Annotated in this window: 26 protein-coding genes and 1 pseudogene; 9 read left to right on the top strand and 18 right to left on the bottom strand. The window is 63.6% G+C overall.

Annotated features, from left to right (window positions below; all coding sequences use genetic code 11):
• Positions 1–114: 114 nt before the first annotated feature.
• Together GGC64_RS35205 and GGC64_RS34885 are read right to left on the bottom strand one after the other, a co-directional pair.
• Positions 115–1143 carry a hypothetical protein gene (locus tag GGC64_RS35205; RefSeq protein WP_192726317.1) on the bottom strand — a complete coding sequence of 343 codons (1029 nt, stop codon included), beginning with the start codon at positions 1141–1143 and terminating at the stop codon, positions 115–117.
• 578 nt (positions 1144–1721) lie between these two features.
• Positions 1722–2654: a DUF4226 domain-containing protein gene (locus tag GGC64_RS34885; protein WP_370582421.1), complete on the bottom strand. Its 933-nt coding sequence runs from the start codon at positions 2652–2654 to the stop codon at positions 1722–1724.
• Positions 2655–2923: 269 nt separating this feature from the next.
• Between GGC64_RS34885 and GGC64_RS30535 the strand changes: the two genes are divergently transcribed.
• Positions 2924–3778, top strand: coding sequence for a DUF2637 domain-containing protein (locus tag GGC64_RS30535; RefSeq protein WP_192726316.1), 855 nt, complete (start codon positions 2924–2926; stop codon positions 3776–3778).
• A gap of 561 nt (positions 3779–4339) precedes the next feature.
• Here GGC64_RS30535 and GGC64_RS30530 read toward each other — a convergent pair.
• The 3 genes and pseudogenes from GGC64_RS30530 to GGC64_RS30520 all read right to left on the bottom strand — a co-directional run.
• Positions 4340–4564: pseudogene (locus GGC64_RS30530) on the bottom strand (alpha/beta fold hydrolase); the annotation flags it as partial.
• Positions 4565–4566: 2 nt separating this feature from the next.
• Entirely contained in the window at positions 4567–5217 is a 651-nt protein-coding gene (locus GGC64_RS30525) for a hypothetical protein (protein ID WP_192726315.1), read from the bottom strand.
• A complete protein-coding gene (locus GGC64_RS30520) occupies positions 5214–5882 on the bottom strand; it encodes an Mce protein (protein WP_225952647.1) in 669 nt (222 codons plus the stop codon). Before GGC64_RS30520 ends, GGC64_RS30525 begins: the two co-directional genes overlap by 4 nt.
• A 659-nt stretch (positions 5883–6541) precedes the next feature.
• On the opposite strand from GGC64_RS30520, the gene GGC64_RS30515 reads away from it, so the two are divergent.
• Entirely contained in the window at positions 6542–6739 is a 198-nt protein-coding gene (locus GGC64_RS30515; protein WP_192726314.1) for a hypothetical protein, read from the top strand.
• 149 nt (positions 6740–6888) lie between these two features.
• On the opposite strand, the gene GGC64_RS30510 is transcribed toward GGC64_RS30515, so the two are convergent.
• The 7 genes from GGC64_RS30510 to GGC64_RS30480 all read right to left on the bottom strand — a co-directional run bounded on the left by GGC64_RS30510 (position 6889) and on the right by GGC64_RS30480 (position 13287).
• Complete coding sequence (locus GGC64_RS30510; protein ID WP_192726313.1) at positions 6889–7515, bottom strand: TetR/AcrR family transcriptional regulator; 627 nt, start codon at positions 7513–7515, stop codon at positions 6889–6891.
• 10 nt (positions 7516–7525) lie between these two features.
• On the bottom strand, positions 7526–7792 hold the full coding sequence (locus GGC64_RS30505; RefSeq protein ID WP_192726312.1) for a cytochrome C oxidase subunit IV family protein: 267 nt from the start codon (positions 7790–7792) through the stop codon (positions 7526–7528).
• Positions 7793–7795: 3 nt separating this feature from the next.
• A complete protein-coding gene (locus GGC64_RS30500) occupies positions 7796–8404 on the bottom strand; it encodes a cytochrome c oxidase subunit 3 (protein WP_370582418.1) in 609 nt (202 codons plus the stop codon).
• Positions 8401–9132 carry a hypothetical protein gene (locus tag GGC64_RS30495; protein ID WP_192726311.1) on the bottom strand — a complete coding sequence of 244 codons (732 nt, stop codon included), beginning with the start codon at positions 9130–9132 and terminating at the stop codon, positions 8401–8403. The genes GGC64_RS30500 and GGC64_RS30495 overlap by 4 nt, the downstream gene beginning before the upstream one ends.
• A 213-nt stretch (positions 9133–9345) precedes the next feature.
• Positions 9346–10152, bottom strand: a complete 807-nt coding sequence (locus GGC64_RS30490; RefSeq protein ID WP_192726310.1) for an NAD(P)-dependent oxidoreductase — start codon at positions 10150–10152, stop codon at positions 9346–9348.
• A 53-nt stretch (positions 10153–10205) separates the two neighbouring features.
• On the bottom strand, positions 10206–10823 hold the full coding sequence (locus GGC64_RS30485) for a TetR/AcrR family transcriptional regulator (RefSeq protein ID WP_192726309.1): 618 nt from the start codon (positions 10821–10823) through the stop codon (positions 10206–10208).
• On the bottom strand, positions 10816–13287 hold the full coding sequence (locus GGC64_RS30480; protein WP_192726308.1) for a CoA transferase: 2472 nt from the start codon (positions 13285–13287) through the stop codon (positions 10816–10818). Before GGC64_RS30480 ends, GGC64_RS30485 begins: the two co-directional genes overlap by 8 nt.
• Positions 13288–13462: 175 nt before the next feature.
• Between GGC64_RS30480 and GGC64_RS30475 the strand changes: the two genes are divergently transcribed.
• The 7 genes from GGC64_RS30475 (at position 13463) to GGC64_RS30445 (ending at position 18951) form a co-directional block, all read left to right on the top strand.
• Positions 13463–14602, top strand: coding sequence for an amidohydrolase family protein (locus GGC64_RS30475; protein ID WP_192726307.1), 1140 nt, complete (start codon positions 13463–13465; stop codon positions 14600–14602).
• 4 nt (positions 14603–14606) lie between these two features.
• Positions 14607–15806: a thiolase gene (locus tag GGC64_RS30470; RefSeq protein ID WP_192726306.1), complete on the top strand. Its 1200-nt coding sequence runs from the start codon at positions 14607–14609 to the stop codon at positions 15804–15806.
• Positions 15803–16237 carry a Zn-ribbon domain-containing OB-fold protein gene (locus GGC64_RS30465; RefSeq protein ID WP_192726305.1) on the top strand — a complete coding sequence of 145 codons (435 nt, stop codon included), beginning with the start codon at positions 15803–15805 and terminating at the stop codon, positions 16235–16237. The genes GGC64_RS30470 and GGC64_RS30465 overlap by 4 nt, the downstream gene beginning before the upstream one ends.
• Positions 16230–16442, top strand: a complete 213-nt coding sequence (locus tag GGC64_RS30460; protein WP_192726304.1) for a hypothetical protein — start codon at positions 16230–16232, stop codon at positions 16440–16442. The genes GGC64_RS30465 and GGC64_RS30460 overlap by 8 nt, the downstream gene beginning before the upstream one ends.
• A 15-nt stretch (positions 16443–16457) precedes the next feature.
• Positions 16458–17273, top strand: coding sequence for a mycofactocin-coupled SDR family oxidoreductase (locus GGC64_RS30455; RefSeq protein WP_192726303.1), 816 nt, complete (start codon positions 16458–16460; stop codon positions 17271–17273).
• 135 nt (positions 17274–17408) lie between these two features.
• Positions 17409–18191, top strand: coding sequence for an enoyl-CoA hydratase/isomerase family protein (locus tag GGC64_RS30450; protein ID WP_192726302.1), 783 nt, complete (start codon positions 17409–17411; stop codon positions 18189–18191).
• 22 nt (positions 18192–18213) lie between these two features.
• Complete coding sequence (locus GGC64_RS30445) at positions 18214–18951, top strand: alpha/beta fold hydrolase (protein WP_192726301.1); 738 nt, start codon at positions 18214–18216, stop codon at positions 18949–18951.
• Between the two features lie 6 nt (positions 18952–18957).
• Here the strand turns inward: GGC64_RS30445 and GGC64_RS30440 are convergent, their stop codons facing one another.
• The 6 genes from GGC64_RS30440 to GGC64_RS30415 all read right to left on the bottom strand — a co-directional run bounded on the left by GGC64_RS30440 (position 18958) and on the right by GGC64_RS30415 (position 25899).
• A complete protein-coding gene (locus GGC64_RS30440; protein WP_192726300.1) occupies positions 18958–20187 on the bottom strand; it encodes a CaiB/BaiF CoA-transferase family protein in 1230 nt (409 codons plus the stop codon).
• Positions 20188–20306: 119 nt separating this feature from the next.
• Entirely contained in the window at positions 20307–21062 is a 756-nt protein-coding gene (locus GGC64_RS30435; protein ID WP_192726299.1) for an enoyl-CoA hydratase-related protein, read from the bottom strand.
• Positions 21063–21072: 10 nt separating this feature from the next.
• Entirely contained in the window at positions 21073–22215 is a 1143-nt protein-coding gene (locus GGC64_RS30430; protein ID WP_192726298.1) for an acyl-CoA dehydrogenase family protein, read from the bottom strand.
• 4 nt (positions 22216–22219) lie between these two features.
• Positions 22220–23512: a MaoC family dehydratase N-terminal domain-containing protein gene (locus tag GGC64_RS30425; RefSeq protein WP_192726297.1), complete on the bottom strand. Its 1293-nt coding sequence runs from the start codon at positions 23510–23512 to the stop codon at positions 22220–22222.
• 9 nt (positions 23513–23521) lie between these two features.
• Positions 23522–24379, bottom strand: coding sequence for a mycofactocin-coupled SDR family oxidoreductase (locus tag GGC64_RS30420; protein ID WP_192726296.1), 858 nt, complete (start codon positions 24377–24379; stop codon positions 23522–23524).
• 11 nt (positions 24380–24390) lie between these two features.
• On the bottom strand, positions 24391–25899 hold the full coding sequence (locus GGC64_RS30415) for a class I adenylate-forming enzyme family protein (protein ID WP_192726295.1): 1509 nt from the start codon (positions 25897–25899) through the stop codon (positions 24391–24393).
• Positions 25900–25959 lie beyond the last annotated feature (60 nt).

Below are 25959 nucleotides of genomic sequence, written 5' to 3'. Positions count from 1 at the left end.
TCCTTCTCCGCCGGGGCGTTCTTATCCCTGTTTGGTTGCGCGGGGGCACTGCCGGCGGCGCGGGGAGCTGTTGAATTCGTCCATGGCGGACGGCTGGTGGCGCTGTGAGTTGTGTCAGAGGGGTGGGCGGACTTGGCCCGGGGCACCGTTAGTGCCGTTTGACCCTTTGGCTCCGTCGGTTCCGGGGTTGCCCGTCGCTCCAGTCGCGCCTGGCGTCCCCGGGTGGCCGGTCAGTCCCCCCGTTCCGCCTGCGCCGCCGTTTCCGCCGCTACCACCGGCTCCGCCCGTTCCTCCTGCGCCGCCACCGGTAGCGCTGGGCACGCTGGCCGCGCCACCACCCCGCCCCCCATCGCCACCGCCGACGCCAGCAACGCCGTCGGCGCCACTCGTGCCGTCACCGCCCTCCGCCGGGAACTCTGGATTGCACAGCAGACAGTCAAACGGGGCGATCTCGCTGTGGCCGTTGTCCCCTGCGCGCGCCACCTCGCCGGTCGGGGTCGGGTTAACACCCGGCGCGCCCGGGGCCCCGAGCCCGCCAGCACCACCGGCGCCGCCGTTACCGAACAACCCAGCGTTTCCACCGTTACCACCCCGACCGGCCGCTGTGGTGGCGGTGGCATCGGCACCTCTACCGCCAGCGCCGCCGTTGCCGAACAACCCAGCGTTTCCGCCATTACCGCCGGCGCCGTCGTTGATCCCAGTCACGCCGTGGCCACCGGCTCCGCCGCTACCCGACAACAATCCGCCGTGCCCACCGTTTCGTCCGGGTCCGCCTTGGTAGCCGTTGCCGATCAGTAGACCCGCGTTGGGGTGATCGGCAGTGCCGTTACTGACAAACACCGCGATGAAAGCCGTGATCGGATCATTCGCCGATACCGCCGGGTCGGCTGCGGGCATCAGCACCGCGGCCAGCTTCGGCGGGGTGCCGATGCCGTGCGCGGTCATGATGCATAACGGATCGCCGTCACACACGGTGGTGTGTCCCGGCGAAAGTGACGACGACACCGGGGTCGATTCGATCGATGCCAGCCGTACCGCCCTGGTGGCAGTCTGCGGTGAGGTGTGGGTGGTGGCGGCGAGCCAACACCCTGCTCCCGCAATGACAAGTCCAGCAGTGAGGTAGGGCCGAACGGATCTGACCATCGGGAACTCCCGTTTGCGCATGCAACGATCCAGCAAATAATACCTCGGTGGTCCCTGCACATGTCGGGAGTCGACTTTCTTTCAAAAGTGTGACGGCACAGTCAATTAGCGCAATTCACAGCTAGCTGCCCGTCAACTTCCAGTTATCTCCTACCGCGGAGGTGGTCGTTGGCTACGGCTGTGTAGTTGCACGTGCCCTGCCGCAAAGACGGTCGTACGTAAGAGCGTGCATCAACCGACATCCACTCTTCCCGACGTTGATGGCATTCACTCGCAGCACGTGAGCAGCACGTGCGGCACCGGCTAACCGTCGCGAGTTGCACTGTGCTGCATGATTATTCAGTCATTTTTCAATGGACCGCCCTCTAGCCAGAGTTGCGCCACCACGAGTCTATTGCCGGCGCAATCGCCCGCGGCGAGGCGTCAGTACCGCCAGGCGAACCCCGAAGTGCGGCCCCGCCGTGATGATGATTCAGTCGATGAAGTGCAATTTGGCCTGACGAAGCAAGTGCGACTGACAACGTTGTCGAACAACAGATGCGTCCTTGTCAATTCACCGATCTCGACAGATGGTGATTCTACGGCTGGTGGTACCGCGGGCACCACCAGCCGGGTAGGTACTCGACGTAGTTCGATGGGGCGAGCTGCCCAGGCGCGACGTGAATGATGTCGCGGACATCAATCGGCTGTTGCGGTGTCCCCCAGGGAGGTTCGGGCTGATAGCTCTGGCGCGGGTCAGGAACGAAGACGCCCGGTACGAGTTCGCTGGTGCCGTAGGGGCCGAGATCCCCGGGTTTGACCGTCGTGATCTTGGCGATGTCCAGCGGGTACTGCGCCGGGGGCGGCGGGTCGTGCATCGTCAGTGAGTTGTCCTGGTAGGGGTAGTACAGGTCGGGCCCAATCTGGGTGTATCCAGAGGGCGCCTTCTGCCCCTCGGGGACGTGAATGATCTTGGTGACGTCAATCCAATAGCGCGGATCCTTGCCGTGCGGCGGGTCGTCCAGCGGTGGGGCTTGCGGCACGTCCCCGTGCCCGTAGTTCAGTGCGCGGACCTGTCCGGCGACATCGCCGGCTTGCTGCCGGGCCGCGCTCACGACCTCGTTGGCCTGGGCCACCTGAGAGCGCAGCGCGGCGAGGATGGTCCGTTGCGCTGCGGGTGTCTGGGCTGTCTCCGCAGCTTGTGCGATCGTGCGTGTTTGTGCGGCGATCGCGTCCAGTTGGCTTGCGCCTGTCTCGGTCGCCATCGCCGCAGCGCTGAGCTGCGTCTGCAACGCGGAGTCGGTTCCACTGGCATTCGTCAGGCTCTGGGATTGGGTGGTGACAAAGTCACGATGCCGATTGATCAAGTCGCCGGACAGCTCCGCCGCGCGCTCCCCTGCGTCGGCGGCTGATCGCCCGGCTGTTTGAAGCGGCGCACCTGCCTGGGGCACCGACTCGGGGGACGACGCGAACAATGAGCGTGCGCGATCCACCACAGCCTGGACTTCGGCAGCTGCCTGCGCAACGGACACCCATCAAGTATCCCTTAGAGTCCGCCGTGGTCGCGACACCAAATGGCGGCGTGGGGCCGCTCAGTTGTTAGTGGTGGGCCTACGGCGCGGTCGTCGATGGCGGCTGGGGGGCTTGAACTTGTGCATGGAACTGCCGTCAGCCTCGAATATTGTGAAGTGAGATCGGCATCCTGTCTGTATGGAACAGGTGCACTACGAGTCAGGATAGCTGACGGCACTAGATGTCAAGGGCGGCAGATGGATTCGTCATGCGCGCGAAAGAAGGGTCAATGAGCAATAGCCCCGCAGCCACTCCGGCGGTTGGCGGCGCGGCCCGTGGTGTCGCACGGTTCTATTGGTGCTGGCTGGTTTTCGCGACCTCGGTGTCGGTGCTCGGCAACATCACTCACGCACTTCTGGTCGCGCCGAGCGGCTTTCGGCTGCTCGCGGCTGTGGCATCTGTCGTGCCGCCGGCCTTCGTATTGGGGTCCACACATTCGGTTGCGCTGAGCTTACGGACCCGCCGTTTCGCCATGGCCTACGTGATGGGGCTGTTGATGACGATCGGCATCGCCGCGTGCGCGTTTTTTCTCTCCTTCGATGCGCTGCGCGCGCTCGCGGTGATTCTCGGGTGGCCGCCAGACAGAGCGTGGCTGTTTCCGGTCGCGATCGACGTTTCGATTGCCCAGGCGACCTTCGGGCTATTGTCACTGACGCCCGAAACCACTCATTCGGCACATCCACCGCCAACGTGTGTCGAAGATGAGCCAGCCGTGGTGCCCCCACCGCCGAAGCCACGAGCGCGACAACAGTTGCCTTGCAATGGCGCGACAGTAGGCGCGGGTCGACTCGCCGAGGAGCCCTGCGCAGTTCCCGCGCACCCAGCAGATGAGACGATCGACGTCGCGACAAGTGTCAATGACGCTGCCACGGTGCCGGCGAACAAGACCGAAACCAGGCGATGGAGGCACACCGCGCATCAGCTTGTCCGCAATGGGACGACATCCAAAGACCCGGAGATAGTCGCCGCGATTCTCGCCGAACACGCGGCTGGCACCCCACCAAGCACTATCAGCCGTCGGCGCGGTGTGCACCACAGTACTGTGGGCCGCATCCTGGCCGGTGCAGCCGATCTCGCGCGATAGCCGTACTGAAACACGGACGTTGGTGTACGCCATTCACGTTCCCCGGTCGATCACCGTGGACTTCGAAGGAGGCTTGGCGCCGTTGCCGATGTTCTTACTGTCGGAGACCAGCTTTCGGAGCGGACGCAATAAGCAAGCCTCATAGAACCGCGGGACACCCAGATAATGCCAACGGCGTCATCGGCAGTATTCCGACGCGGGCCATGGTGCGATCAGAACATCCAACGGGACAGTCTGGTATCACACTGAAAGAGCCGACGATAATCGGCTGATGGGTGCGCCCCCATCCGCTATTCCCGTGACCGCCCGGCCCTCACAACGCCGGCCCTCTCCACGGCCGACTGCTGCTCCGGAAACCGTCGGTCGCAGCGCGAAGCCGGTGCCACGGCGGGTCGCGATCCTCGTCTACGAGGGTGTGACCCTGTTAGACGTCGCGGGCCCGGCTGAGGTGTTTCAGACGTGGGTCCCGCCAGTCACCGATGCCAGCGCGATGTTCACGGGAATGTGGGGGGCGCCACCCGGGACCGTGGCTACTTGTCTTCGGCGGCACATTCACAACAGGTAGCTGCCATCCGAGGGCAACGAGGAGGGCGCGTAGCCGCGCATGAACGGTGCCACCACCCGCCATCCCGCGTCGACCAAGGTCGGCGCGACCTTGCGCCACCCGTACGCGGTATCCGGAAAACCGTGCAGGCACAACGCTACTGGTGCATCCGCCGGACCCCACGTCAACGCGCGCAACTGCACGGTCGGCGCCGCCACGTCGAGCCATTGAGGTTCGACCACTGCTACACCGGGTCGAACTTCGAGATCAGCCAGTGATCGCCGACCTTGTCCATCGTCACCCGCACACTCGAGGCGGTATCGGTCGGCGCGTCCTGACCGACGATCACCGTCTGGTTGACGAACACCAACACCACGGCATGCCGAGGATTCGCCGACACCGACGCCGCCGCCGGAACCGTTGCCACCGCGGAAATCTGCTTCTGCTTGGCGCCCGGGATCACGACATCGTTGGTCAGCGAGGTGTACGAGTCGCGGAAGTCTCCGGTCAACAAGTCGCGTGCCGCGTGGAGTTGCTGCTCCACGGTGTCGGGCTTGTAGGACAGCAACGCGACGGTGCTGTCCTTGGCGGCTTTCAGCGACTCATCGCGCGCCGACTCGTCGTTGCGCACCGAATTGTCCATCCACTTCAGGTATCCGGCACCCAGCGCAAGCAGCAGCGCTATCGCGGGCAATACCCCGAAGGCGAAAACCCGCGCCCACTGGATCTTCCGCTTGGGCTTGTCCGGTTCAGCGGGTTCCGTTGACTCATCGACATTTTCGGCGTCGTCGGGCGCGTCCGCCTCGGCAACCGCATCCTCGACCTGCTCGGTATCCGTATCGGAAGGCACAGTGGTCTCTTCTTCTGTGGTCTGGTCTTGGCTGTGGTTACTCATGGCACGAACTCCACATTGGAGACCTTGGCCTCATCCCCGACCTTCTGCACCGTCAGGCGCATTCGCCACCCGCGCGGCGCTTGGTCGGGCGCACCGGCATTGGAGGTTTTGACCGTCACCGCAACCAAGACCTGAGCACCGTTGGCGGTGATGGATTGCGGCTCGAGCCCTGCCTCGGCGATGGTGCCCTCCGACTTGGATTGCGCCTGCTTGACGACCTCCATGAACGGCTGAGCGCGCTTCTGGAAGTCGTCGTAGAAGGTGCCGGTCGCAGAGTCGAGGATGCGCTGCACATCCGCGTCCGCATGCTGCCAGTCGATCGACGTCAGGTTCAACGCACCCTGCCTGCCGACGGACAGAAACAGCTTCTGTTGCTCATCGGCCTGATGCGACTGATACGCGCGAAAGCCCAACCAACCCGTCAAGCCCGCCAGTGCGACCACCAGAACCAGACCGGCGATCAACGCCAGCCGCACGTGCGACATCCGCGGCTTGGCCGATGCGGCTTCCTCGGAGTCAGCGGCTACGTCGGCTTCACGTTCTCCCCAATCGGAGGTGTCATCGCCGGCGGACGCAGCAGGCTCAGCAACCGCGGATTCACCTTCTTGCACCCCACCATCGATGGTGGGCGTTGATTGGCTATTTTCCGCCTCAGCGGGTTGCATCGTCTGCCATCTCGGTTCCTCTACGTGCCGTGGGGGCCCAGGTCGGGTCAGTACACAGGTCGGCTAAAGCTCACGCGCTGCGCTAACTAGCGATGCTCGGGCGCCACCAGCTGTTTGTCACGGCGATAAATAGTTTACTATTTGGCGATGTCTGATGAAGAGGACAACCGGGTGTGGCTCCCCTTGTTCCGTCCGGTCCGACCTTGAGTCCCGCGCCGCTGCCTACTTGCCGCGCACACCGACCCGATGCCTGATCTCCGCGACGAACCGACGCCCCTGGTTGTCGATAACGTCCCACGAAAAAGGGCCGCGCAATTGCGTAGTCCCCAGCGCATGCACACTACGGCGCGCATCTTCCTCCGAGCGGATGTTCGCTAGCCGCCGGCCATCACTGGTGATGAGTGTCCACATCATTACCGCCGTAAATCGTCATTACTAACCACTTCCCCCTTGGAGCCGGATGAGGCGTGACGCCTCAGCGCCGCCAACCGTACCGGGGGCGAGGGGACACCCCTGGGCGGATGAGAAGGTTGGATCCTGACACGTCCGACGAGGTAACGAAGGTGCGCCTGGGCGGGATGGTCATTGTAGGAGGCAATCCACCGCAAGAGTTTCGGCGCCAAGTCAGCCCGAACAGGGAGCCCGTCCCGCACGATCGTATGAAGCAAAAACGTCACGGTCCCGAAAGCGTCACCTACCGCGATGTCGATATAAACCCTGTCGCGCTGGCAGGCATCGAGATGGCCGCGGGCAGCATCGGCCAGTTCCCACGCCAACTCGGTGTCAACCATTTCGATTCCCGGCCATGGCCACCAGCGGCGGGCATCCGACGTCCGCACACCATACCGGGGCTCTGAGGATCGTCGACACCAGGTCACGGTATCAGATAATTATATAACTATCTATCTCTTTTTTTGGGCCGTAAGGGGGATGCGAGGACGGGTGACGAGGTCGGCCGCGCAACGATTACCCCGTCCCTGGTCCGGGGGGTCGCAGGCGTCGATGCTTATCGGTCGCGCAGACCGTTCGAGATGAATCTCGACAATTCGTCGATGATCTCCTCGGCGTCCGGGACGTCGTCATCGGTGGCATATGTGCCGCGAAGGAAGGTCGCTGTCACTCCGACGAACAGCATCATGAGCCGCAACTGCAGCGCCGTCGACGAGTGCCGAAGACCCTGCGCCGCCAGATATCCGCCCACGGGCGCGATCATGGGCCCCAGCGTCTCAGTGATTAGTTCGCGGAAGCGCTGCAGTGCTCCCTCAGTCGAGGAACTAACGAACAGGTGCACCATCGCGCGTGCGATGGGCTGATTCTCCGACATGAATCCATAGAAGCCGGTGACGAAGCGCCGCACCAGGCGGTCGTGATCCATCGTCGTCAGGGCAGGATCATCGAGCCACTGTTGATGCAGTCCCCCTACAGCATCGAGCAATGGTGTCGCCACGGCATCGAAAAAGAGCTTTTCCTTGCTCTCGAAGTACCGAAAGATCAGATCATGGGATACGCCTGCGCGCGAGGCGATCTCGCGCGTTGTCGCGTCATAACCGCGCTCTGCGAACACCTCACGAGCGGCCTCCTCGAGTAGTCCTGGAGCGCTGCCGCGCCGAACACGTCGCGTCTGACCAGCCATCGCGAATTCCTCAGAGCAGGAGATACATACCGGCGAGAACCATCCACAAGATGATGCAGTATGCCTCGAAGACACCGCGCAACAGGAGCGGCGCGTCGCGCAACTCCATGAAATCCAGACCGACGAACCGCACCTTGATCGCCGCGAGAGCGAGAACAACCACAGCGATGCCCGAGCCGACCTCGTGGTCGGCGCCCACCGCCCACGAGAGGATCGTGACGGCGACGAGCGCCAGCCAAACGAAGGTGGACTTGGCGCGTAGAAGTGAAAGGGTCATCGGTCAACTCACCAGATACAGCAACGGGAACAGGACGATCCACAAGAGGTCGACAAGGTGCCAGAAGCACGCCCCGCCCTCGACGAAGGTCATTCTGGTGGCGCTGAGTTCGGTGCGACGTGCTTGGGTGTACAGAAGGATCAGCACGACCAAGCCGATCAGCACATGAAACAGGTGCAGCCCGGTCAGGATGAAGAAATACAGGTAGAAGTTGTTCTCGGTCGGAACGTGGCCTTGCGACACTTTGGCCGTGTATTCGATGGCTTTGAATCCGACGAATGCCAGTCCGCACACGAGCGCGCCGGCGAGTAGCGCCTGCGCGGCCCGACGCTGGGAATTGCGGATCGCCCGCACCGCCGTTACGACGAACAGCGAACTGGTCAGCAGGATGAGCGTGTTGGTCAGGCCGATGCCGATGCTGAGGGCGTGACGCGACTGGTCGAAAAGTTCTGGAGCCAAGGATCGCTGGTACATGAAGGTCGCGAAGAAAATCCCGAACACAACCATGTCGCCGAACAGGAAGATCCACACGCCGGGCTCGCCCGGAACATGGCGAGCCGCCTTCGCAATCGGGCCGTCGTCGACGGCCGAGCTCAGAGTCACTTGGTTCACGCCGCAGGTTCCCACGTCCGTTCCGCCGCAGCCTTTTCGCGTTCGACGGCTTCGATGTCGGTCGCCTTCAAGAGCACCACAGCCGTAACGATGATCCAGATGACGAAGACGGTCAGCGGAATCCAGAAGGCGAATATCCCGTTCCACGCCAGCGGCCCGGTCTTGAACACATAGATCGCACAACCAGGCACACCAAGCACGGCATACCAGATGTTGAAGTAGCCGAACCACCGAGGGAAGCTGGGAACTTCGCGTTTGTCGATGAACGTGGCGAGGGCCACGATGACCACCTGGGTGATGAGCGGCCCGACCAGTCCGACGAAGATGAACCAGAACACATCGTTAAGCGCCTGAGTTACATCGGGATTCCGCTCCGGGCGGTAGGCGGCGAGAGCGGCGAAGACCGAACACAACGAGAACCCGAACGGGAAAGTCACGCTCAGCAGGATCTGGGTGACCGACATAGCACCCCAATAGCCTTCGATTCTCCGCACCTGACGCGACAACACCGCAAAGAACGGCGCGTAGAGATACGCGAAGAAGATCATCAGCGCGAAGCCGATCTGCATGCGCAGCTGTCTGTCGGTGTAGATCTGCGCGGTCTGCTCCGCGGTGTCGTTGGGGTTCAGCGGCGGGATGACCCCTGCGATGAACCAGAACATGACCATGAATGCAGCCGTCATGCCCAATCCGAGCCAGATAGAGGCTTTCTCGACCTTCACGTGCATGGACGTGCTCCTACCGTCGTAGCGGTGCGACGTCCGTCACAGTAAGCCGGGCGCCCGACGTTAGTCAACCATTGATTGACTAACGAACGATCATGCGACGTTCCACGGGTTTCTCGATCAATTCGACACCCCTAGATTTTCGACGATCATCGTGGTCACGACCCGGGGTCGGCACCGATGCGGTGACGCGAATGTTGTTGCGCGCCAATCACGTCAGAGGTCCAAAGGGCCCGCCGCCACGACCATGCCCAGCAGACCGAGATCGACGCCCGACTCGCCTGCCGCCGCCGATGCGGCGGCGATGTCCTTACGTAGAAACGGCGTCGCTCGCTCCGCGAAGTTCTCGATTCCGCCAACGCGATGGGCCTGCGCAGCCACGTGGCTTGCGCTGCTACAGACCTGTAGCGCCGAGAGTAGTGACGCGCGGTCGACACCAAGTGCTTGACCCAATTGTATTGCTGCAGCCAGAAGTTGAGCGTTGCAGGAGAACAACAGGTTGTTGACAAGCTTGATGGCCAGGGCGCTACCCAATTCGCCCGTCGGCACGATCGGATCGGAATACGCGGCCACCACGGGCGTGACCAGCTCCACCGCATCGCTCGGTCCCCCGAGCAACACCGTCAGGTTACCGGCGACGATGCTGTCGACGGTACCGCTGACAGGAGCATCAAGGATGACGGGCGGGGAGGGGTCGCTGTCCCGCAACGCAGTCAGGGTGGCCACGGTGCCGGTCGTGTGTGAAACGAATATCGAGCCTGGCTTGGCGTTAGCGATGAAGCCGTCGGGTCCGAGACCGGCCTCATTGAGTTGGGCGTCAGAGAACAGGCAGGAGATCAGGATGTCGCTCTGCCGGGCCAGGTCGGCCACCGAGTCGGCCACGGTCGCGCCTTGGGATGCCACCGATTCGCGCACCTCGGGTCGACGGGCGTACACCAGCATGTCGTGGCCCGCCCCGAGTAACCGCGAAACCATAGCTTCTCCGAGTTGCCCCGCACCGACGAAACCTATGACCTTGGCCATGCGCACTCCCATTCCCGAAGATGACCACACTCTGCCCCGCGCGACAGGCAATGCTATGGCGCACCGGCGTTTACGGTCCCAAGACCGCGTAACACAAATCCCAGCAGCTGCTCCACATCCTCGGCAGCATCCGTGGTCGCTTTCTGCTGAAACCGGTTGAGAAATGCGGCCTCAAAGGCGGCGCGTATCGAGCGGGCGTCCGATTCTGGCGCGCATGCAACAAATGTTCCGTCCGCCCGCCCCTGGTGCAGGATGGCGGCGAGTGCGGCCTCCTCTGCAGTCGCGAAAAGCTCCAGTTCGCGTTGATACCCAGGCGTGCGGCGCATCTCCTCGGAATAGAAGGTGGCCACCCGCTTGCGTTTACGGGGATCCGAGACGAGGCCGAACATGTGAGTCATCCAGAGGCGCAGCGCCTCGATCGGAGTTTCGGCGCGCGCGATGATCTCACGAAGCTGCGCGAGCACCGCTTCCCGATCCCGCCGGAACATCTCCAACAGGAGATCGTGTTTGGTACCGAAGTTCCGATAAAACGCCCGGGTGCCTAGCCCGGCCTCGTCGAGAATCTCGGTGATGGACGTCGAAGAACCGGAATTGCGGTCCAGGCACCGATACGCGGCATCGATGATGTGCTGTCGTTCCAGCGAGCGATCGACCGTCTTTGTCTCAGCCACAGTGGATTACACCGGCGTCCTGCCAATTCGCGATAGTGGCGTCATCGTAACCGAACTCCCGAAGCACCGAAGAGGTGTGCTGGCCGGCGAGGCCCCCACCCGCCGCCTGGGTGGATGACCTACTCATTCCCACCAACGGCGACAGCCGGAGGTGCTCGTCGAATACTGGGCTCGACGCCTGCACCGTGTATTCCGCCGCGAGTTGCGCGTCGACCTGCATAAGCCGCGCGGGGGCGCCCTCATAGACTTCTACGCATCCGACGCCGGCAGCGCTGAGGTGCTTCTCCCACATTTCAGCGGATTCCTTGACGAACACCGTGGCCAACCGCTGGGCAAGGTGCTCATCGAACTCCCTCCGCCCGTCCGGTGTCGAAAACCGTTCGTCGTCACCCAAGTCGGTGAAGTCGCTCAGCGACGCGACGAGTGTCTGCCATTCCTTCTGCTGCGGCGCTGCCAGGAATACGCGTCCCTTGCCGGCGTCGTACATCCGGTACAGCGCCGACAGCCCTCTGCCCCCATGCGCCGGTGTTAACGGCTCAGCGGCGTTCGGATAGTCGACGACCCAGTCGGTGAGCACGTGTGTAGCAGTGGCAAGCATCGAGGTGCGCACGTCTCTGAGCGTGTGCCCCCGGTCGCGGCCAACAACGGCGGTGAGAATTGCAGAGGCAACGGCGAGCGCCGCCAGCCCATCGCACTGCAGCTCCGGGGCCGTCCCGGCGGTCAGCACCCGTGGCACGTGATACATGGTGTCGTCGAGACCCGCCGTCGCGCAGATGGCATCCGGAGTATTGGTCAGCGCAACACCGCCGGCGGCGGCGATGCTAGGGGCGTAGGCAGGCCGATCGCCATAGGGGCCATCGTTGCCGTATCCAGGCGCAGACACGCAGATGAGATCCGGGTTGATCGCGAGCAGCGTAGCCGTGCCGATGCCAAGCCGGTCAGCGGCTCCCGCCCGCATCGACTGCAGGACGACGTCGGCGGAGGCGACCAGCCGGTGAGCGACGTGGCGACCTTCCTCAGAGTGCAAATCCACCTGGATGCTTTCCTTGCCCTGCATCACCTTGGCGCCGGCGGCTTCCGGGAACGGCAGAAGGGATCGGATGTTATCGCCCTTCATGGCCTCGAACTTGATGACGCGAGCACCAAGATCGGCCAGGACACTCGATGCGTAGGGCGCGGCGAACATCTCACCGAACTCGAGGATGGTGATTCCCGCCAGGGGCGGCGACTCCTGGGTGCTTGTCTCGCCGCCGCTCTGCCGCGCGACCGGGTCCGGCGACCGCCAGCCGCCAGCGGCAGCGTCGTCGACGCGGGGTGCGGGAGACGGTTGCCGCAATGGTCCATTAGGGGTGTGAATCAGGGTGGTGGGCTGGCGGACCGAGCCGACGTCGGGGTCGCTCACGATGACCGAACGCCCGTCGTGAACCAGCTGCGGATGGTCGAAGACCTGTGGTCCAGAGCGGAACAGCTCGGCGCAAAGGTTCGGATTTGCATCGAAGCATTGCTGCCACTCGTTCAGCGTGCGCTCTGAGATCTTCGATAGCAGGATGCCCCAGATTTCCCTGTACAACGCCGGATCTTCCAGTGCGGGAAAGCCTTTGAACTTCGGATCAGCGAGAAGGGGAAGCACCCCGAACTCGGTAAGCATCGCCTGGAACAAGTGCGGAGATACCTGGGCGAACTGCAGCCAATGACCGTCCTTGGTAGGGCCGGCCAGAAGTGCCAACAGCATCGGGCTCTGCGGATCGCCCTGCGCGGTCCACGCCTCCACGGTGTTGTAGGCCTCGGGCCACCGAATTCCGACCATCTCCCCGAACCAATTCCATGCATCGATGGCGTGAGCGCCGCGAACCAGATCGGCATCGATGATCTGCCCGATGCCGCTGCGGCGCCTTTCGTGCAGTGCAGCCAAGATGCCATGGATGGCAATGTGTCCCGCGGCATAACTCGCGTAGGGAACTGTGACAAACGACGCCTGCGGCGGATTCGACATGCGGCGCACGGCGTGCGACAGGCCAGCCTTCGCGAACACCAGACCCTCGTATCCCTTGAAATCCTGCCAGGGACCACTTCGGCCCCACCCAGTGATGTGAGCGATCACAAGCTTCGGATGACGGGCGAGCAACTCCGCGGAATCGACGCCGATGTCGGCAAGCCCGGTAGGGCTGAACGTGGTGACCAGGACGTCGGCGGCCGCGAGCACCTCGTCGAGCAAAGCCGCGCCGGTCCCGGTTTTCAAATCGGCGACCCGGCTGCGTTTGCCTCGCCCTAGCGCCGGCCAACCGCGCTGTGTGCGCACTGGGCTGCCGCCGGGCCGCTCGAGCATCACGACATCTGCGCCGGCATCGGCCAGGAATTGGGTGCAGATAGCACCAGGCAGCGTGGTGGATAGATCGACGACGCGGATTCCGGCCAGGGGCTCGACTGGCTCTCGCGCGCCCTTGGCGCCGGCTGAGGTTGACATCCGAACTCCCGGGGTGAAAAGACAATTTTCGAGTTGAGCCACACATGTGAGCTCGTTCGCATGCTAACGCAGACAAATTGCCGATTCTAGGGAGAATTCGAATGGGGTGGCGGTTGACACTCCGCCCGATCGACGCATAGCCTCTGAAAAACGCATTTTCACGTCGGGAGAACGTATGACGAAGATCTGGACGAACTCCGGAGATTCCCACTTCCTGGAGCCCGACGATCTCTGGCAGTCGCGGCTACCCAAGCGACTGGCCGATCTGACGCCGCGGGCGGAAAAGGATCCCGACGGCGAATACGAGACCGTTCACGTCGACGGCCAGATTTTTCGACGCAAGCTTCCGTCGTCGGCGATGGTTGCCTTCGCCGAACTGAGTTCCAAGCCGCAGGGCATTCGTGATGCCCGAGCACGACTCGCGGATCTGGACAACGAAGGTGTGTGGGGCGAGGTAATTTTCCCGTCGTTGGGAATGTGGGCCTCCACTTTCCGTACGCCGGAATTGCTCAAGGCCTGCATGCGAGCGAGCAACGAGTGGGCCCTCGAGGCGATCTGCGCGGTTTCGCCGCGGTACGTGGTGACCGCACAGGTGTCCACGTTGGTGGTCGAAGATGCCATCGAAGAGTTGAACTGGGCTGCGGAGCATGGCTTCAAGGCAGTCTTCCTTCCGACGACTCCGCACCCGAGCGCCCCGGACTGGCACCGTAAGGAGTGGGAGCCCTTCTGGGCCGCCGCCGACCAGGCGGGCATGGTGATCGCCTTCCACATCGGCACCGATCCGGTGGACGTGGAGGCAGGTAACAGCGCTACTGGCGGTGCAGGTCAGTTGTACCGCGGTCCTGGTGGGGCGATCATGAACTACGCCGAGACAACGTTCTCAGGTCAGCGCGCCGCGATGAAGATGGTGGCCTCCGGCGCCCTGGACCGCCATCCGAATCTGAAGGTGCTGATCTCCGAAGGTGGCGCAACGTGGGTTCCATTCCTGGGTGATCGGCTGCTCGAGGGGTACCGCCAGCACCACATGGCGGTCAGGCCGAAACTGACCCGAAATCCGAAAGATATTCTCTTCAGCCAGGTGTACGCGTCCTTCCAGCATGACGAGACCGCGATCGCCGCCTTCGACCACATGGGCTACCGCAACGTGATGTTCGGCAGCGATTACCCACACATGGAAGGTACGTTCGGCCACACCCAGGAGACGCTGAAGGGGTTGTTCGACGGGGTCAGCGACGAGACCCGATTACGGATCACGCAGGGGACGTTCCACGAACTGTTCCCCGATGTCCCGCCCGTGCCGGCCGAAAGTATCTGAGCCAGTGCCGAATCCCACCGGCCTACGTGACGTCGCGATCGTCGGAATCGGCGGCACCCCCTACTACAAGCGCGGCGAATCGCTGCCGAAGTCCATCACCGAACTCGCAGGCGAGGCGATCCTCGGGGCCTGCGAAGACGCCGGATTGTCGGTTCGCGACATCGACGGCTTCGCGTACTACTCGGGCGCCAGCGCGGGCTACACAGAGAAGATGGACACCGCGGACTTCATGGAAACCCTCGGTATTCCCGAGGTCCGATTCACCGCGGCACTGACGTCCGGCGGTGGCGGCTCCGCAGGGGCGATCGGGCTGGCCCGCGCAGCCATCGTGGCCGGCGATGCGTCCGTCGTCGTCACTGTCATGGCGCTGCAGCAGTCCAAACAGCGTCTGGGATCGGTGTTTTCGGCACTAGAGCCCGACCCCATCAACTCGTTTTTGCAGCCGTCCGGCCTGTTCGGCCCCGGTCAGCTCATGTCGGTCTTGGCGCGCAGGCACATGCACCTCTACGGCACCCGCCGCGAGGCGTTCGCCGAGATCGCGATCTCCACACGCACGAATGCGGTGAACCGCCCCAAGGCGATGCACCGCAAGCCGCTCACCCTGCAGGATTACTTCGACGCGCGCATGATCGCAGAACCGTTGTGCCTCTACGACTTCTGCCAGGAGACCGACGGTGCCGTCGCGGTGATCACCACCGGCATGGACCGCGCACGCGACCTTCGCCAGACCCCAGTGCCGGTGGTGGCAGCCGCGCACGGTGGGGTCAAGGATTGGGGCCGGGCGTTTGCCTGGATGGGGATGCCCGACGAATACTTCGCCTCCTCAGGAAATAAGCCGATCGCCGAACGGCTCTACCGGCAGGCAGGCATCACCGCCGACGACATCGACGTGGCGCTGCTCTACGACCACTTCACACCGATGGTGCTGATGCAACTCGAGGACTACGGCTTCTGCGCCAAAGGCGAGGGAAGCGCGTTCGTGGAAAGCGGAGCCATCCGCTACAACGGCGGCTCGATCCCCGTCAACACACATGGTGGCCAACTCTCGGAGGCCTACGTCATCGGCATGACCCACATCATGGAAGGAGTGGAGCAGATGCGCGGTACGGCCATCAATCAGGTGACCGGCGCCGAACTCGCGCTCGTCACCGGGGGGCCTGCCAGTCTGCCGGTCAGCGGCCTGATCCTGGGGCGTGCAGCATGAGCACACCTCCCGCCACAATAGCGACCACCCTGCCCGGTGAGCACGTGCGGATCGCGGTCAACAAAGACACCGAACCCTTCTGGCAGGCAGCGAAAGACCAACGGCTGATCGCGCCGCAGTGCCCAGACTGCGGCACCTTCCGGCTGCCGCCCACGCCGTTCTGCCCTGGCTGTCAGTCCAAGGCCGTCAACTGGGTGGAACTCAGTGGCGACGCCACCGTCTACAGCTTCGCGGTTGTGCACGGCATCCCTGGGATGTCGGATCTGACCTTGGTAGCGGCAGTTGTTGACCTTCCTGATGCACCGGGCGCGCGGCTGATTAGCAATATCATTGACATCGCGCCAGCCGACGTTTCGATCGGAATGCCGTTGCGCGTTGACTTTTCACCAATCGCCGACGGCTGGATGCTTCCGGTGTTCCGACATGGCTGACGACGACAGTGCACTCCATGAAAAGCCGCTGGAATTCCTTGCCGGCATCGCCAATACCGGCGGCGACTGTGACGGCCAATCAATCCTGCCCGAGGACGGGCATTTTCGCGCGTCCTGCTCGTGCGGGAACTGGAGCATCGAGGTCGATGACTCCGAAGAAGGTCTGAGACTGGCGCGCGCACACACCAGCAACGTACCGGCCTGACAACGAGGAGCATTCGTGGGAAATCTGAATGGCAAGGTCGCTTTCATCACCGGTGCTGCGCGCGGGCAGGGCCGCGCCCACGCCGTCCGACTCGCCGGTGAAGGCGCCGACATCATCGCTCTGGACATCTGCGCCGACATCGATTCGATGGACTACCCCAACGCGACTCCTGCCGAACTCGAGGAGACCGTCAAGCTCGTAGAGGACCGAGGCCGTCGAATCGTGGCCCGCCAGGCCGACGTCCGCGATGCTGACGCGGTCCACGGCGTCCTCCGCGAGGGCGTCGAAGAGTACGGTCGCCTCGACATCGTCGTGGCCAACGCCGGCATCGTGCGGCTCACCGAGGGCTCGGACCGACGCCAGATCTTTGGCGACATCATCGACGTGAACCTGGTCGGCGTGTGGAACACCGTGGAGTCGACGATTCCTCACCTCATCGAAGGTGGACGCGGCGGGTCCATCGTGATCACAAGTTCAAGCGCAGGGTTAAAGGCCACCGGCACCGACCGTGCGGGTGGTCAGGCCTATGCCGCCGCCAAGCGTGGACTGGTCGGGTTGATGCAGGTGTGGGCCAATCAGCTCGGGCCGCATTCCATCCGGGTCAACACGATCCACCCCACAGGTGTGGCTACCGGCATGGTGATGAACGAGACGATGGCCAAGTTGTTCGAGGACAACGACCCGGCGCTGTCAGCCATGCAGAATGTCCTGCCCATTCCGATTCTGCAACCCGAGGACATCGCAGGCGCGGTCGCCTGGCTGGTCTCTGATGAGGCGAAGTTCATCACGGGCACCGCCTGGCCGCTCGACGCCGGCTTCGCGGTTCGATAGCGACACTGATATCGCTCGCCCCGAGGTCTCGCTATGCCGGTAAAGGACCCCTCCCCAAGATCGCTAACCAGGTAAACTAGGTTGAGAACGCGGGTCGGAAGATCCGGTGATGCCGGGATCGACAAAGGAGCGCCGATGGCCGATGTGACCGCGTGGAACACCATCCAGTTCGCCGTGTCCAACCACGTTGCAACGGTGACGCTGAACAGGCCCGGCAAGATGAACAGCTTCACCAAGGAGATGGCCGCCGAGCTTTCAGCGGTGTGGGCGCAGGTCCGCGACGACGACGACATCCGGGTTGCGATCCTGCAGGCCAACGGAGATCGAGCCTTCTGCACCGGCATAGACGTGTCGGAGGGCACCTGGTGGACCCACAAGCCGATCTTCGACCAGGAGGACCCAGGCGGGATTCTGGGACCGAAGGCACACAAGGTGTGGAAACCGGTGATCGCGGCGCTGCACGGCATTGTGGCCGGCGGCGCGATGTACTTCGTCAACGAATGCGACTTCTCGATTTGCACCGAGACCGCAACCTTTTTCGACCCCCATCCCAACGCAGGCATCGTCTCGGCACTGGAACCGATGGGCATGCTGGCACTCGGCATGCCCTATGGCGAGGTGATGCGGTGGGCGCTGCTCGGCAGCGAGGAACGGCTGACGGCACAGACCGCGCTCCGTGTCGGTCTAGTCACCGAGGTCGTCCCTGACGATCAGCTGCGCGCCCGTGCCGCCGAGTTGGCCGGCGAGATCGCGGCCCGCCGACCTGAAGGCATTCAAGGCACGGTGCGCGCGATGTGGGAGGCACGCGATTTGCCGCCGACGATCGCGGCACGACACGGCAAGTTCTACACAGATTTGGGCAATGCCGGTGCCGCCCCCGACTCGCTGGGCAACAAGAAGAAACCGCGAACGCGTTGAGCGACACCCCTGGAGACCGCTGATGGCCCTGCCCGGCCTTGTTCTCGTCCACGGTGGCGCACATGCCGGCGACTGCTGGGACCTCGTCATCGCCGAGTTACGCTGCCAGGCACCCGAACTGCGGGTCCTCGCCGTGGACCTTCCGGGGCGCGGACGCACGCCCGGCGACCTTGGGACCGCCACGATCGACGAGTGGGCGCACTCCGTAGTTACCGACATCGAGCGCGAGGGTCTCGGTGACATCGTGATTGTCGGCCACTCCATGGCCGGAGTGACGGTACCCGGCGTCGTCGTCCGGCTCAGTTTTCCGCGGGTGCGGGAGATGATCTTCGCCGCCGCGTTCGTCCCGCCGCAGGGACAGGCGATCGTGGACACGCTCGACGGTCCGCTGGCCTGGTTCGCGCGGCGCGGCGCGCGCCGCGGAAAGCCAACCAAAATTCCACGGCTGGCGGCGCGGTATGCGTTCTGCAACGGCATGTCGTCACAGCAGCGCGCGTTCGCGTTGTCGCGGTTGTACCCCGAATCTGCCCGCATTCCAGGCGAACCCGTGGAGCGCAGCGCCCTTCCCGACGACGTGCCGCGCACCTGGATACTGACAACCCGCGACCGGGCGCTGTCGCGCAAGTCTCAGCAGGCCAGCATCGCTGCGCTTGGCGGCGTCCAAACGGTGATTCCCATTGACGCCTGCCACGACCTGATGATCAGCCACCCGCAACGCCTGGCGCAGATCCTGATCGAGCGGTGTCGCCTGCGGGGGTGACTAGCGTCAGGCGATGGCGCCGTCGAACTTGAGGTCTAGCAGTTCTTCCTCGCCGATGCCCAGTTCGCGCAGTACCTCGTCGGTGTGCTCAGCGAACATAGGTGCCCGGCGGAGGTCGCTCGAAGCTTCATCGAACTGCGCAGGGCTCGCTACCAACTTCTGTGTGTTGCCTTGCGCATCAACGACTTCAGCGATACGGCCGTTGGCGATCAGCGATTCGTCGTTGGCGACCTCCCAGGCATCTTGCACCTGCGCCCACGGACCACCTGAGCGGTTGAGTAGCCTCCTGCATTCATCGAGGGTTCGGGAGCCGATCGCACGGGAAACCAGTGCTATCGCTTCCTCGGCGTGGGTCGCCAACGACTCGAGGGACGTGAACCGTACATCCGCCGCGGCCTCGTCGAGGTCGAAGAGGCGGCAGAACACCGGCCAGTAGCGGGTTGGCTGCAACATCGACAATTGAATGAACCGGCCGTCGGCACAGCGATATGCCCCCGTCAGCGGATTGCATCCGGCCTGGGTGCGGGTGTTCACCTTCGGCAGCCCACAGCCGTAGAGCATCGCGAGGTTTACGTCGAACTGCATGGTCCATGCCCCGACGGAAAGCAGTGACACATCAATGATCGACGACTCCCCCGTCGCCTGCCTGCCGAACAACGCAGCCGCTACTGCACCCGCGATCGTGATGCCACCGATGTTGTCGCCGTACGCACCCGCCGGCATGAACGCCGGTGTCTCGGCATCGTCTGCCGTGACGCCGTGGGCGCTGCCGCCACGCGCCCAGAATGCCGTCGCGTCGTACGCTCCCGAGTCGCGGTCGGATCCGCGGGTACCGAATCCACTGCCGATCGCGTAGATGATGTCGGGATTGATGCGGCGGACGTCGTCGACATCGATGCGAAGTTTCGCCCGGGTCTGCGGCAGATAATTGGTCAGAAACACATCACTGCGTCGAACGAGTTGTTCGAATGCCGGACGCGATTGGTCAAGTGCCAACGACAAACCCACACTGCGTTTACCGCGATTGGGCGCCTCGATGATGGGCGCGAATGGTACGCCTGGCTTGGCCGCCGAACGTCCGAGAACCATCACCAGACCACGCTGCGCATCACCGGTAACCGGGTTCTCGATCTTGATCACGTCTGCACCCCAGTCCGCAAGCACGGCACCGGCAGACGGCACAAAGGTGAATTGCGCGACCTCCAGAACGCGGACGCCGGTCATCGGTTTCTTCATCGTCCACATCCGTCCTTGCGCGGCACGGTCGAACCTCGTGCGAGCTCCGGGTACTGCCGGACCCACTGTAAACCTAGTTCACTAGGTTAGCAATGTCCCGCAGACGCTCGGCCGCATCTTCACTGACCTCGGAACTCAGCCTTGCTCCCGTCCCGGAAGGCGCGCACGCCTTCCGAGAAGTCCGACGTCTTCACCAAGCGCTGTTGACCGTCGGCCTCGATGGCCTGCACCGGATCGAGTTCGGACAACGTCGCAGCCGCCAACGCCCGCTTGGCCCACCGATAGGACTGCGTCGGGCCGACGGCCAGGGCCTGAACCACCTTCTCCAGTTCGGCCTCGTAGGCATCGTCATCGACGAGATGCGAGATCATCCCCCACTCGAATGCCACTGTCGCCGAGACTTTTTCGGCGGTCAACGCCATCCGCGCCGCACGCGGACGCCCGATCGCTGCCGGGAGTAATGCCGACGCACCGCCATCGGGCATGAGGCCGACCTTGCTGAACGCGAGTTGAAAGAACGCCGATCGCGCCGCAACCACCAGGTCACAGGCCAGCGCGAGCGAGCATCCGAAACCTACCGCCGGTCCGTGCACGGCCGAGACCACCGGCTTGGCCAGCCCTGTAATAGCCCGGACCACGTCATTGGCTGCCAGAACGGCTCCCTCGGTGTTCTCACCTGTCAGGTCGCCGCCCGAACAGAAGGCGCGTCCAGCACCGGTCAGCAACACGGCGCGCACCGAATCATCCACTGCCGCATGGTGAAGCTGGCTCAACAGCTCGGCCAGCAGCGGGGTGTCGACAGCGTTCAGCTTGTCGGGGCGGTCCAGCATCAATCGCAGGATCACGCCGTCGCGAGTGGCTGCGATGCCGTTCACCGTATGACCGTCACAAACCCAGGTCGCGGCCGATGATTTCCTTCATGATCTCCGTGCTACCGCCGAGGATCGTCTGGATTCTCACGTCGACATAATCACGCGCGACACGATATTCGTTCATATAGCCGTAGCCGCCGTGCAACTGCACACACCCGTCGATGGTCTTCTTCGCCGTTTCGGTGCACCACCACTTGGCCTTGGCCGCCTCAACAGCAGTCAGGTCGCCGTCGACCACGGCCTGCAGACAGCGGTCGATGTACTGCTCGCCGATTTCAAGTTCGGTGTCCATCTCCGCGAGCAGAAAACGGTTGTGCTGAAAGCTGCCTATCGACTGCCCGAACGCCTTGCGGTCCTTGGCATACTGCAGCGTCTGCCGCCAGCTTTCCCGTGCGCCGTAGATCGCCGCGATCGCAATGGAGAGCCGCTCTGAGGGCAGGTTCTGCATCAGGTGGTAGAAGCCGCCACCCTCCTTACCCAAGACGTTGGCGGCGGGCACACGCACGTTCTCGAAGTGCAGCTCGGCAGTGTCCTGGACATGCAGCCCCATCTTGTCGAGTTTCCGGCCCCTGGTGAAGCCGTCCATTCCCTCCTCGACGACGAGCAGGCTGAAGCCCTTGTGTCCGGCGTCCGGATCGGTTCGAGTGACGACCACGACCAGATCGCAATTGATCCCCGAGGAGATGAAGGTCTTGGAGCCGTTGACGATCCAATAGTCACCGTCGCGCACCGCGGCCGTGCGGATGCCCGCGAGATCGCTGCCCGCCCCCGGCTCTGTCATGGCGATCGCCACGATGGTCTCGCCGCTGATGATGCCGGGAAGCCAGCGCGCCTTCTGCTCGTCGTTCGCAAGGTTCTTGAAGTACGGGCCGACGACGTCGTTCTGCAGGGACAGCGCAGGAACCGCGTTGCCCCACTTGGCAAATTCCTCTGTGATGACGGCGTTGAACCGGAAGTCGTCGGATCCCCCGCCGCCGAACTCCTCGGGCATGTTGAACCCAATCAGACCGTATTTGCCGGCTGCGATGTAGGCAGACCGGTCGACGATCCGCTCCCGCTCCCACCTGTCGGCGTGTGGTGCCACTTCCCGCTCGAGAAACTGCTTGGTGCTCTCGCGCAGCGCCTCGTGCTCGGCTTCGTAGATTCTTCTCTTCATGCCTTCACTCTCCGTGAAGCCGACGCATCTCCGCGCCGACTCTTCCTGATATTCGTGAGACGACCTGTGCCCCACGCCTTCTCAATGCCTCGTCGGGCACCGGCAATGCAACCGCCCCGGTGTCCTTCGATGGCAACAGAACCCTGGCGCTGCCCTTGGTGGTGGCCTCGTCGCGCTGGTTGGTAGCGAACACCTCCAGCGAAATCGCTTCCGTGGGGTCGTCACCCTTGCCCGTCACCGCACCGGTACACCGGTGGATGTCGCCGTGATAGTTGAATCCGCGCAACTGCAGATCCATCTCGGCCAGCCAGCCGTCGTCACCGATCCAGTTGGTCAGCAGGTGGCTGACCCAGGCGGTGCGCATCTGTCCGTAGTCGTAGGGTGCCGGGATCCCCAGGGCCTGGGCACGATTGGGATCCCAGTGCAGCCGCTGCACCACATCCGGCACGCCGTACTCGTCGGGCTGGTAGAACGCAGGCATCCGCTTGCGATGCTGATGGGCGAACTTCAGCGGGCCGACCCCGTAACCGCCCCAGCCCCAACCCATGTGCATGCTGATGACGTCTACGACCGTCAGCGGGCCCTTCATCACCGGAGGCAGAGCATCGCCAATCTTGACGTCTTCCCACCACTGCGGTTCCGCGCCGCGGCGCTGTTCGGCTTCATAGGCCGCTTCAATTTCGGCGAACTCCTCTTCGGCCCAATGCTGCCGCCCGATATGGGAGTACTTGCCCGATTTCTTCGACCCGTGCCGCTCGGCGTTGATGTATGACTCGTCGCGGGTGGCGATCGGGTTGCCGTCGCCATCGACGTAGAGGAAGCGGTAGGTCTCCTTGACGGATCGCCCGCCCGAGAACTCGCTCTCCTTCACCACGACATCGAGGGTGTAAGCCTCCATGAACACGGGTCGGCCCGCGTAGATCGGTTGATACCACGTCCATTTGACGCCCGAGTAATACTTGCCGGTGCCGCGGAACAGGCCGCGGAAAAGCTTCTTGCGTTCGGGGTCGGTGAACTTCGGTGTCTGATCCAGCCCGGTGCTGATCGGAAATGTCGGCGAGGCGATCTGGCCGTGCCAGCGCGTGCTGCGGCCGTACTCCGCGTCGTGAAACAGCGGGTTGTCATCACCGCAGCCGAACGCGAAGTGGGTGATGGCATCCGCGCTCGGCAGTTTGTTCCACGCCTCGTCGCGCTGATTGACCGCGATGCCGATCTGCGCCTTGGCACGTTCGATGTCCTCGTCGGTGATGCGACCCTCGACTGCTGCGGTGTCGGCGCTGGACTCGGTTGTTGTCATCGCATCCTCCTAGAATTGCAACATTGCGCCGGCGTCCACCTTGAACTGCACGCCTGTGACGTATCGGGACTCGTCTGACGCGAGGAAGCAAACGACGTTCGACACGTCCTGCGGTTCGATGTATGGAATCGGCATAGGCTGCATCGCGGGAAAGGCCAGCAGCGCGTCCTCTGCGGTCGGGTTCTCCAGATCCGGGCGGAAAACCCGATACATCGGCTCGCTCTGCAACATCGGGGTGTTGACGTTGGTCGGATGAATCGCGTTGGCGCGGATGGATAGTGGCGCCAACTGCAGGGCCAGCGCTTTGGTGTACTGATTGACAAAGGTCTTGGCGAGGTTGTATCCCATTCCACCGGGACCCGTCGGGCCGACCCCGGCGCTCGCAGCCTGCGTGGCGGCGATCATGCCTGCGATGGAGCCCGCCGTGATGACGGAGGCGCCACTCTCGAGGTACGGCAACGATGCGTGCACGGTGTTGACCACGCCGACGAAGTCGACGTCGAACGCGTCGGCGAACGCGGTGATCGGCAGATCGCCGCCCAGCGGGCAGATGCCGGCGTTGGCAACGACGACATCTAGATGGCCGCCGAATTCTGCTATCGCATTGGCCAGTTCGCGTCTCAATGTCTCCTTGTCCCGAACATCGACCTGCGCGGTGTAGGCCCGCCTGCCCGTCTTCTCGACCTCTAGCCCCGCTTCGTCGAGGTCGTGCGTTGTGGCCAACGGATACTTGTTGTTCTCGATGTCGTGGCAGATGTCGAAGAGGATGATGTCGGCACCCTCTTCCGCCAGTTTCACCGCATGGCTGCGGCCCTGGCCCCGGGCACCGCCGGTCACCAGAACGACCTTGTCTTGCACGCGTCCCATGACGTCACCTTTCAATCGGATTGAGATAGGGCAGTGAGCTTCTCGAGCGCGGAGATGAGTCGACGCCGGTCGACCTTCAGCGCTGCGCCCCGGGGCAGCGCGTCCACGACGAACACCTGAGCGGGCACCTCGTATGGAGTCAGCGAGGCCCGGCAGTGGGCACGTAACTCTTCACCCGATGCGGTCATCGCAGATCTGAGCTCGACTGCGGCGAAGGGAATCTGCCCCAGCCGGGGATCGGGTAGACCTGCCACCGCGGCGTCGGCGACCGCGTCGTGTGTGCGTAGCGCGCGCACCACCGTATCCGGTGCGATCTTGAATCCGCCCCGCACGATGACATCGTCGGCGCGGCCATCGACGTAGAGGTACCCGTCGTCATCGGTGTGCGCGAGATCGCTCGTCATGACCCAGTTGTCGGCGTCGTCACCTACCTGGGCGGAGGCCACCTGCAACCGCCCGGTCTGTCCGACCGGCAGCACCGTGCCGTCCTCGCCGACGACCTGCAGGCGCACGCCGGGAAACGGGCGACCGACGCTGCCCTTCTTGTCCGCCCATGACGCGCGGAAATCCTTGACCGTCCATCCGGCGACGGCGCCCGCGAACTCTGTAGCTCCGTAGGTGACGAGGATCGGGATGCCGTAACGCTCGACGAAAGCGTCCACCATCGCGGGGTCGACGGGTGCGGTTCCGGAGTTGATGGCCCGGACGCTGGCCAGATCCTCGCGCGGGATATCGGAATCCAGTACGGCGCGGATCGCAGGCGGTGGCAGGCCGACAAGGGTCGGCCTGTGTTCTTTGATGGCATTGTGCCAGCCGGACAACGTGAACCGTTCCAGCATCACGATCGGGCGAGCGGCCACCAGCGACTGCATCAGCGCAAACAGTCCCCCGATGTGCACGATCGGAAGCGTTACCATGCCGACCGCCCCGGTCAGTGGCGGTTTGTCGCGGATCTCCGAACGGTTGTTGTGCTGAAGCGCAGACGACAGTGATACTTCCATTTGCTTGCGGCCCAAAGGGATACGCTTTGCCGGGCCAGTTGTGCCCGATGTCAGCATCTCGATGGCAACCGCCGGATCGCCATCCCGTGGACTGTCGTTCGCAGCGGTGCGCGATGCCACATCAGCTCCGTCGACACTGAACGCGTTGACGCCCAGTTCGGCAACGGCAGCTACGAATACCGGTGCGCGCCAAAGGTTGCCCGGTGCCAGCAGGTAGTCGGCGCCGGACGCGACGAGGTCTGCGCTGAGCCGCTCGACGGGCTGCAGGGGGCTTATTGTGACGAGCGTGCGGGCGGCGCGGAATATCGCGATGACCGCTGCCACCGATTCCATGCGGTTGCCGAGGACCACCGCAACGCGGCCACCGGGTCTGCAACCGGCGACTGTCAGTTTTCGGTCGATGCGATCAGTCAGATCCCGGATCTGACCCCAGCTCACCCAGTGCCCGTCAACCTGCAGCATCTGGGCGTCATCGGCGGCACCCCACAGTCGTCCCAAGGCGTCCTGAATGCTCGTCATCGCCACTTTCTGGAGTCCGGGCGCCATCGGCGCCAAGTAGTTAAATGTATACAGACATGG

This window comes from Mycobacterium sp. OAS707, from assembly GCF_014873705.1.
Classification (GTDB): domain Bacteria; phylum Actinomycetota; class Actinomycetes; order Mycobacteriales; family Mycobacteriaceae; genus Mycobacterium.
Note: the sequence above shows the minus strand (reverse complement) of the source record. Positions and strands in the feature narration are given on the sequence as shown.

Coding starts and splice junctions, on each gene's coding strand:
- GGC64_RS30475 (WP_192726307.1), top strand. CDS start 13,463: ATGACGAAGATCTGGACGAACTCCGGAGATTCCCACTTCCTGGAGCCC.
- GGC64_RS30450 (WP_192726302.1), top strand. CDS start 17,409: ATGGCCGATGTGACCGCGTGGAACACCATCCAGTTCGCCGTGTCCAAC.
- GGC64_RS30415 (WP_192726295.1), bottom strand. CDS start 25,899: ATGACGAGCATTCAGGACGCCTTGGGACGACTGTGGGGTGCCGCCGAT.
- GGC64_RS30515 (WP_192726314.1), top strand. CDS start 6,542: ATGAAGCAAAAACGTCACGGTCCCGAAAGCGTCACCTACCGCGATGTC.
- GGC64_RS30425 (WP_192726297.1), bottom strand. CDS start 23,512: ATGACAACAACCGAGTCCAGCGCCGACACCGCAGCAGTCGAGGGTCGC.
- GGC64_RS30420 (WP_192726296.1), bottom strand. CDS start 24,379: ATGGGACGCGTGCAAGACAAGGTCGTTCTGGTGACCGGCGGTGCCCGG.
- GGC64_RS30520 (WP_225952647.1), bottom strand. CDS start 5,882: ATGCAACCCGCTGAGGCGGAAAATAGCCAATCAACGCCCACCATCGAT.
- GGC64_RS30525 (WP_192726315.1), bottom strand. CDS start 5,217: ATGAGTAACCACAGCCAAGACCAGACCACAGAAGAAGAGACCACTGTG.
- GGC64_RS30480 (WP_192726308.1), bottom strand. CDS start 13,287: ATGTCAACCTCAGCCGGCGCCAAGGGCGCGCGAGAGCCAGTCGAGCCC.
- GGC64_RS30495 (WP_192726311.1), bottom strand. CDS start 9,132: ATGCACGTGAAGGTCGAGAAAGCCTCTATCTGGCTCGGATTGGGCATG.
- GGC64_RS30490 (WP_192726310.1), bottom strand. CDS start 10,152: ATGGCCAAGGTCATAGGTTTCGTCGGTGCGGGGCAACTCGGAGAAGCT.
- GGC64_RS30535 (WP_192726316.1), top strand. CDS start 2,924: ATGAGCAATAGCCCCGCAGCCACTCCGGCGGTTGGCGGCGCGGCCCGT.
- GGC64_RS30445 (WP_192726301.1), top strand. CDS start 18,214: ATGGCCCTGCCCGGCCTTGTTCTCGTCCACGGTGGCGCACATGCCGGC.
- GGC64_RS35205 (WP_192726317.1), bottom strand. CDS start 1,143: ATGGTCAGATCCGTTCGGCCCTACCTCACTGCTGGACTTGTCATTGCG.
- GGC64_RS30460 (WP_192726304.1), top strand. CDS start 16,230: ATGGCTGACGACGACAGTGCACTCCATGAAAAGCCGCTGGAATTCCTT.
- GGC64_RS30465 (WP_192726305.1), top strand. CDS start 15,803: ATGAGCACACCTCCCGCCACAATAGCGACCACCCTGCCCGGTGAGCAC.
- GGC64_RS30440 (WP_192726300.1), bottom strand. CDS start 20,187: ATGAAGAAACCGATGACCGGCGTCCGCGTTCTGGAGGTCGCGCAATTC.
- GGC64_RS30510 (WP_192726313.1), bottom strand. CDS start 7,515: ATGGCTGGTCAGACGCGACGTGTTCGGCGCGGCAGCGCTCCAGGACTA.
- GGC64_RS30430 (WP_192726298.1), bottom strand. CDS start 22,215: ATGAAGAGAAGAATCTACGAAGCCGAGCACGAGGCGCTGCGCGAGAGC.
- GGC64_RS30505 (WP_192726312.1), bottom strand. CDS start 7,792: ATGACCCTTTCACTTCTACGCGCCAAGTCCACCTTCGTTTGGCTGGCG.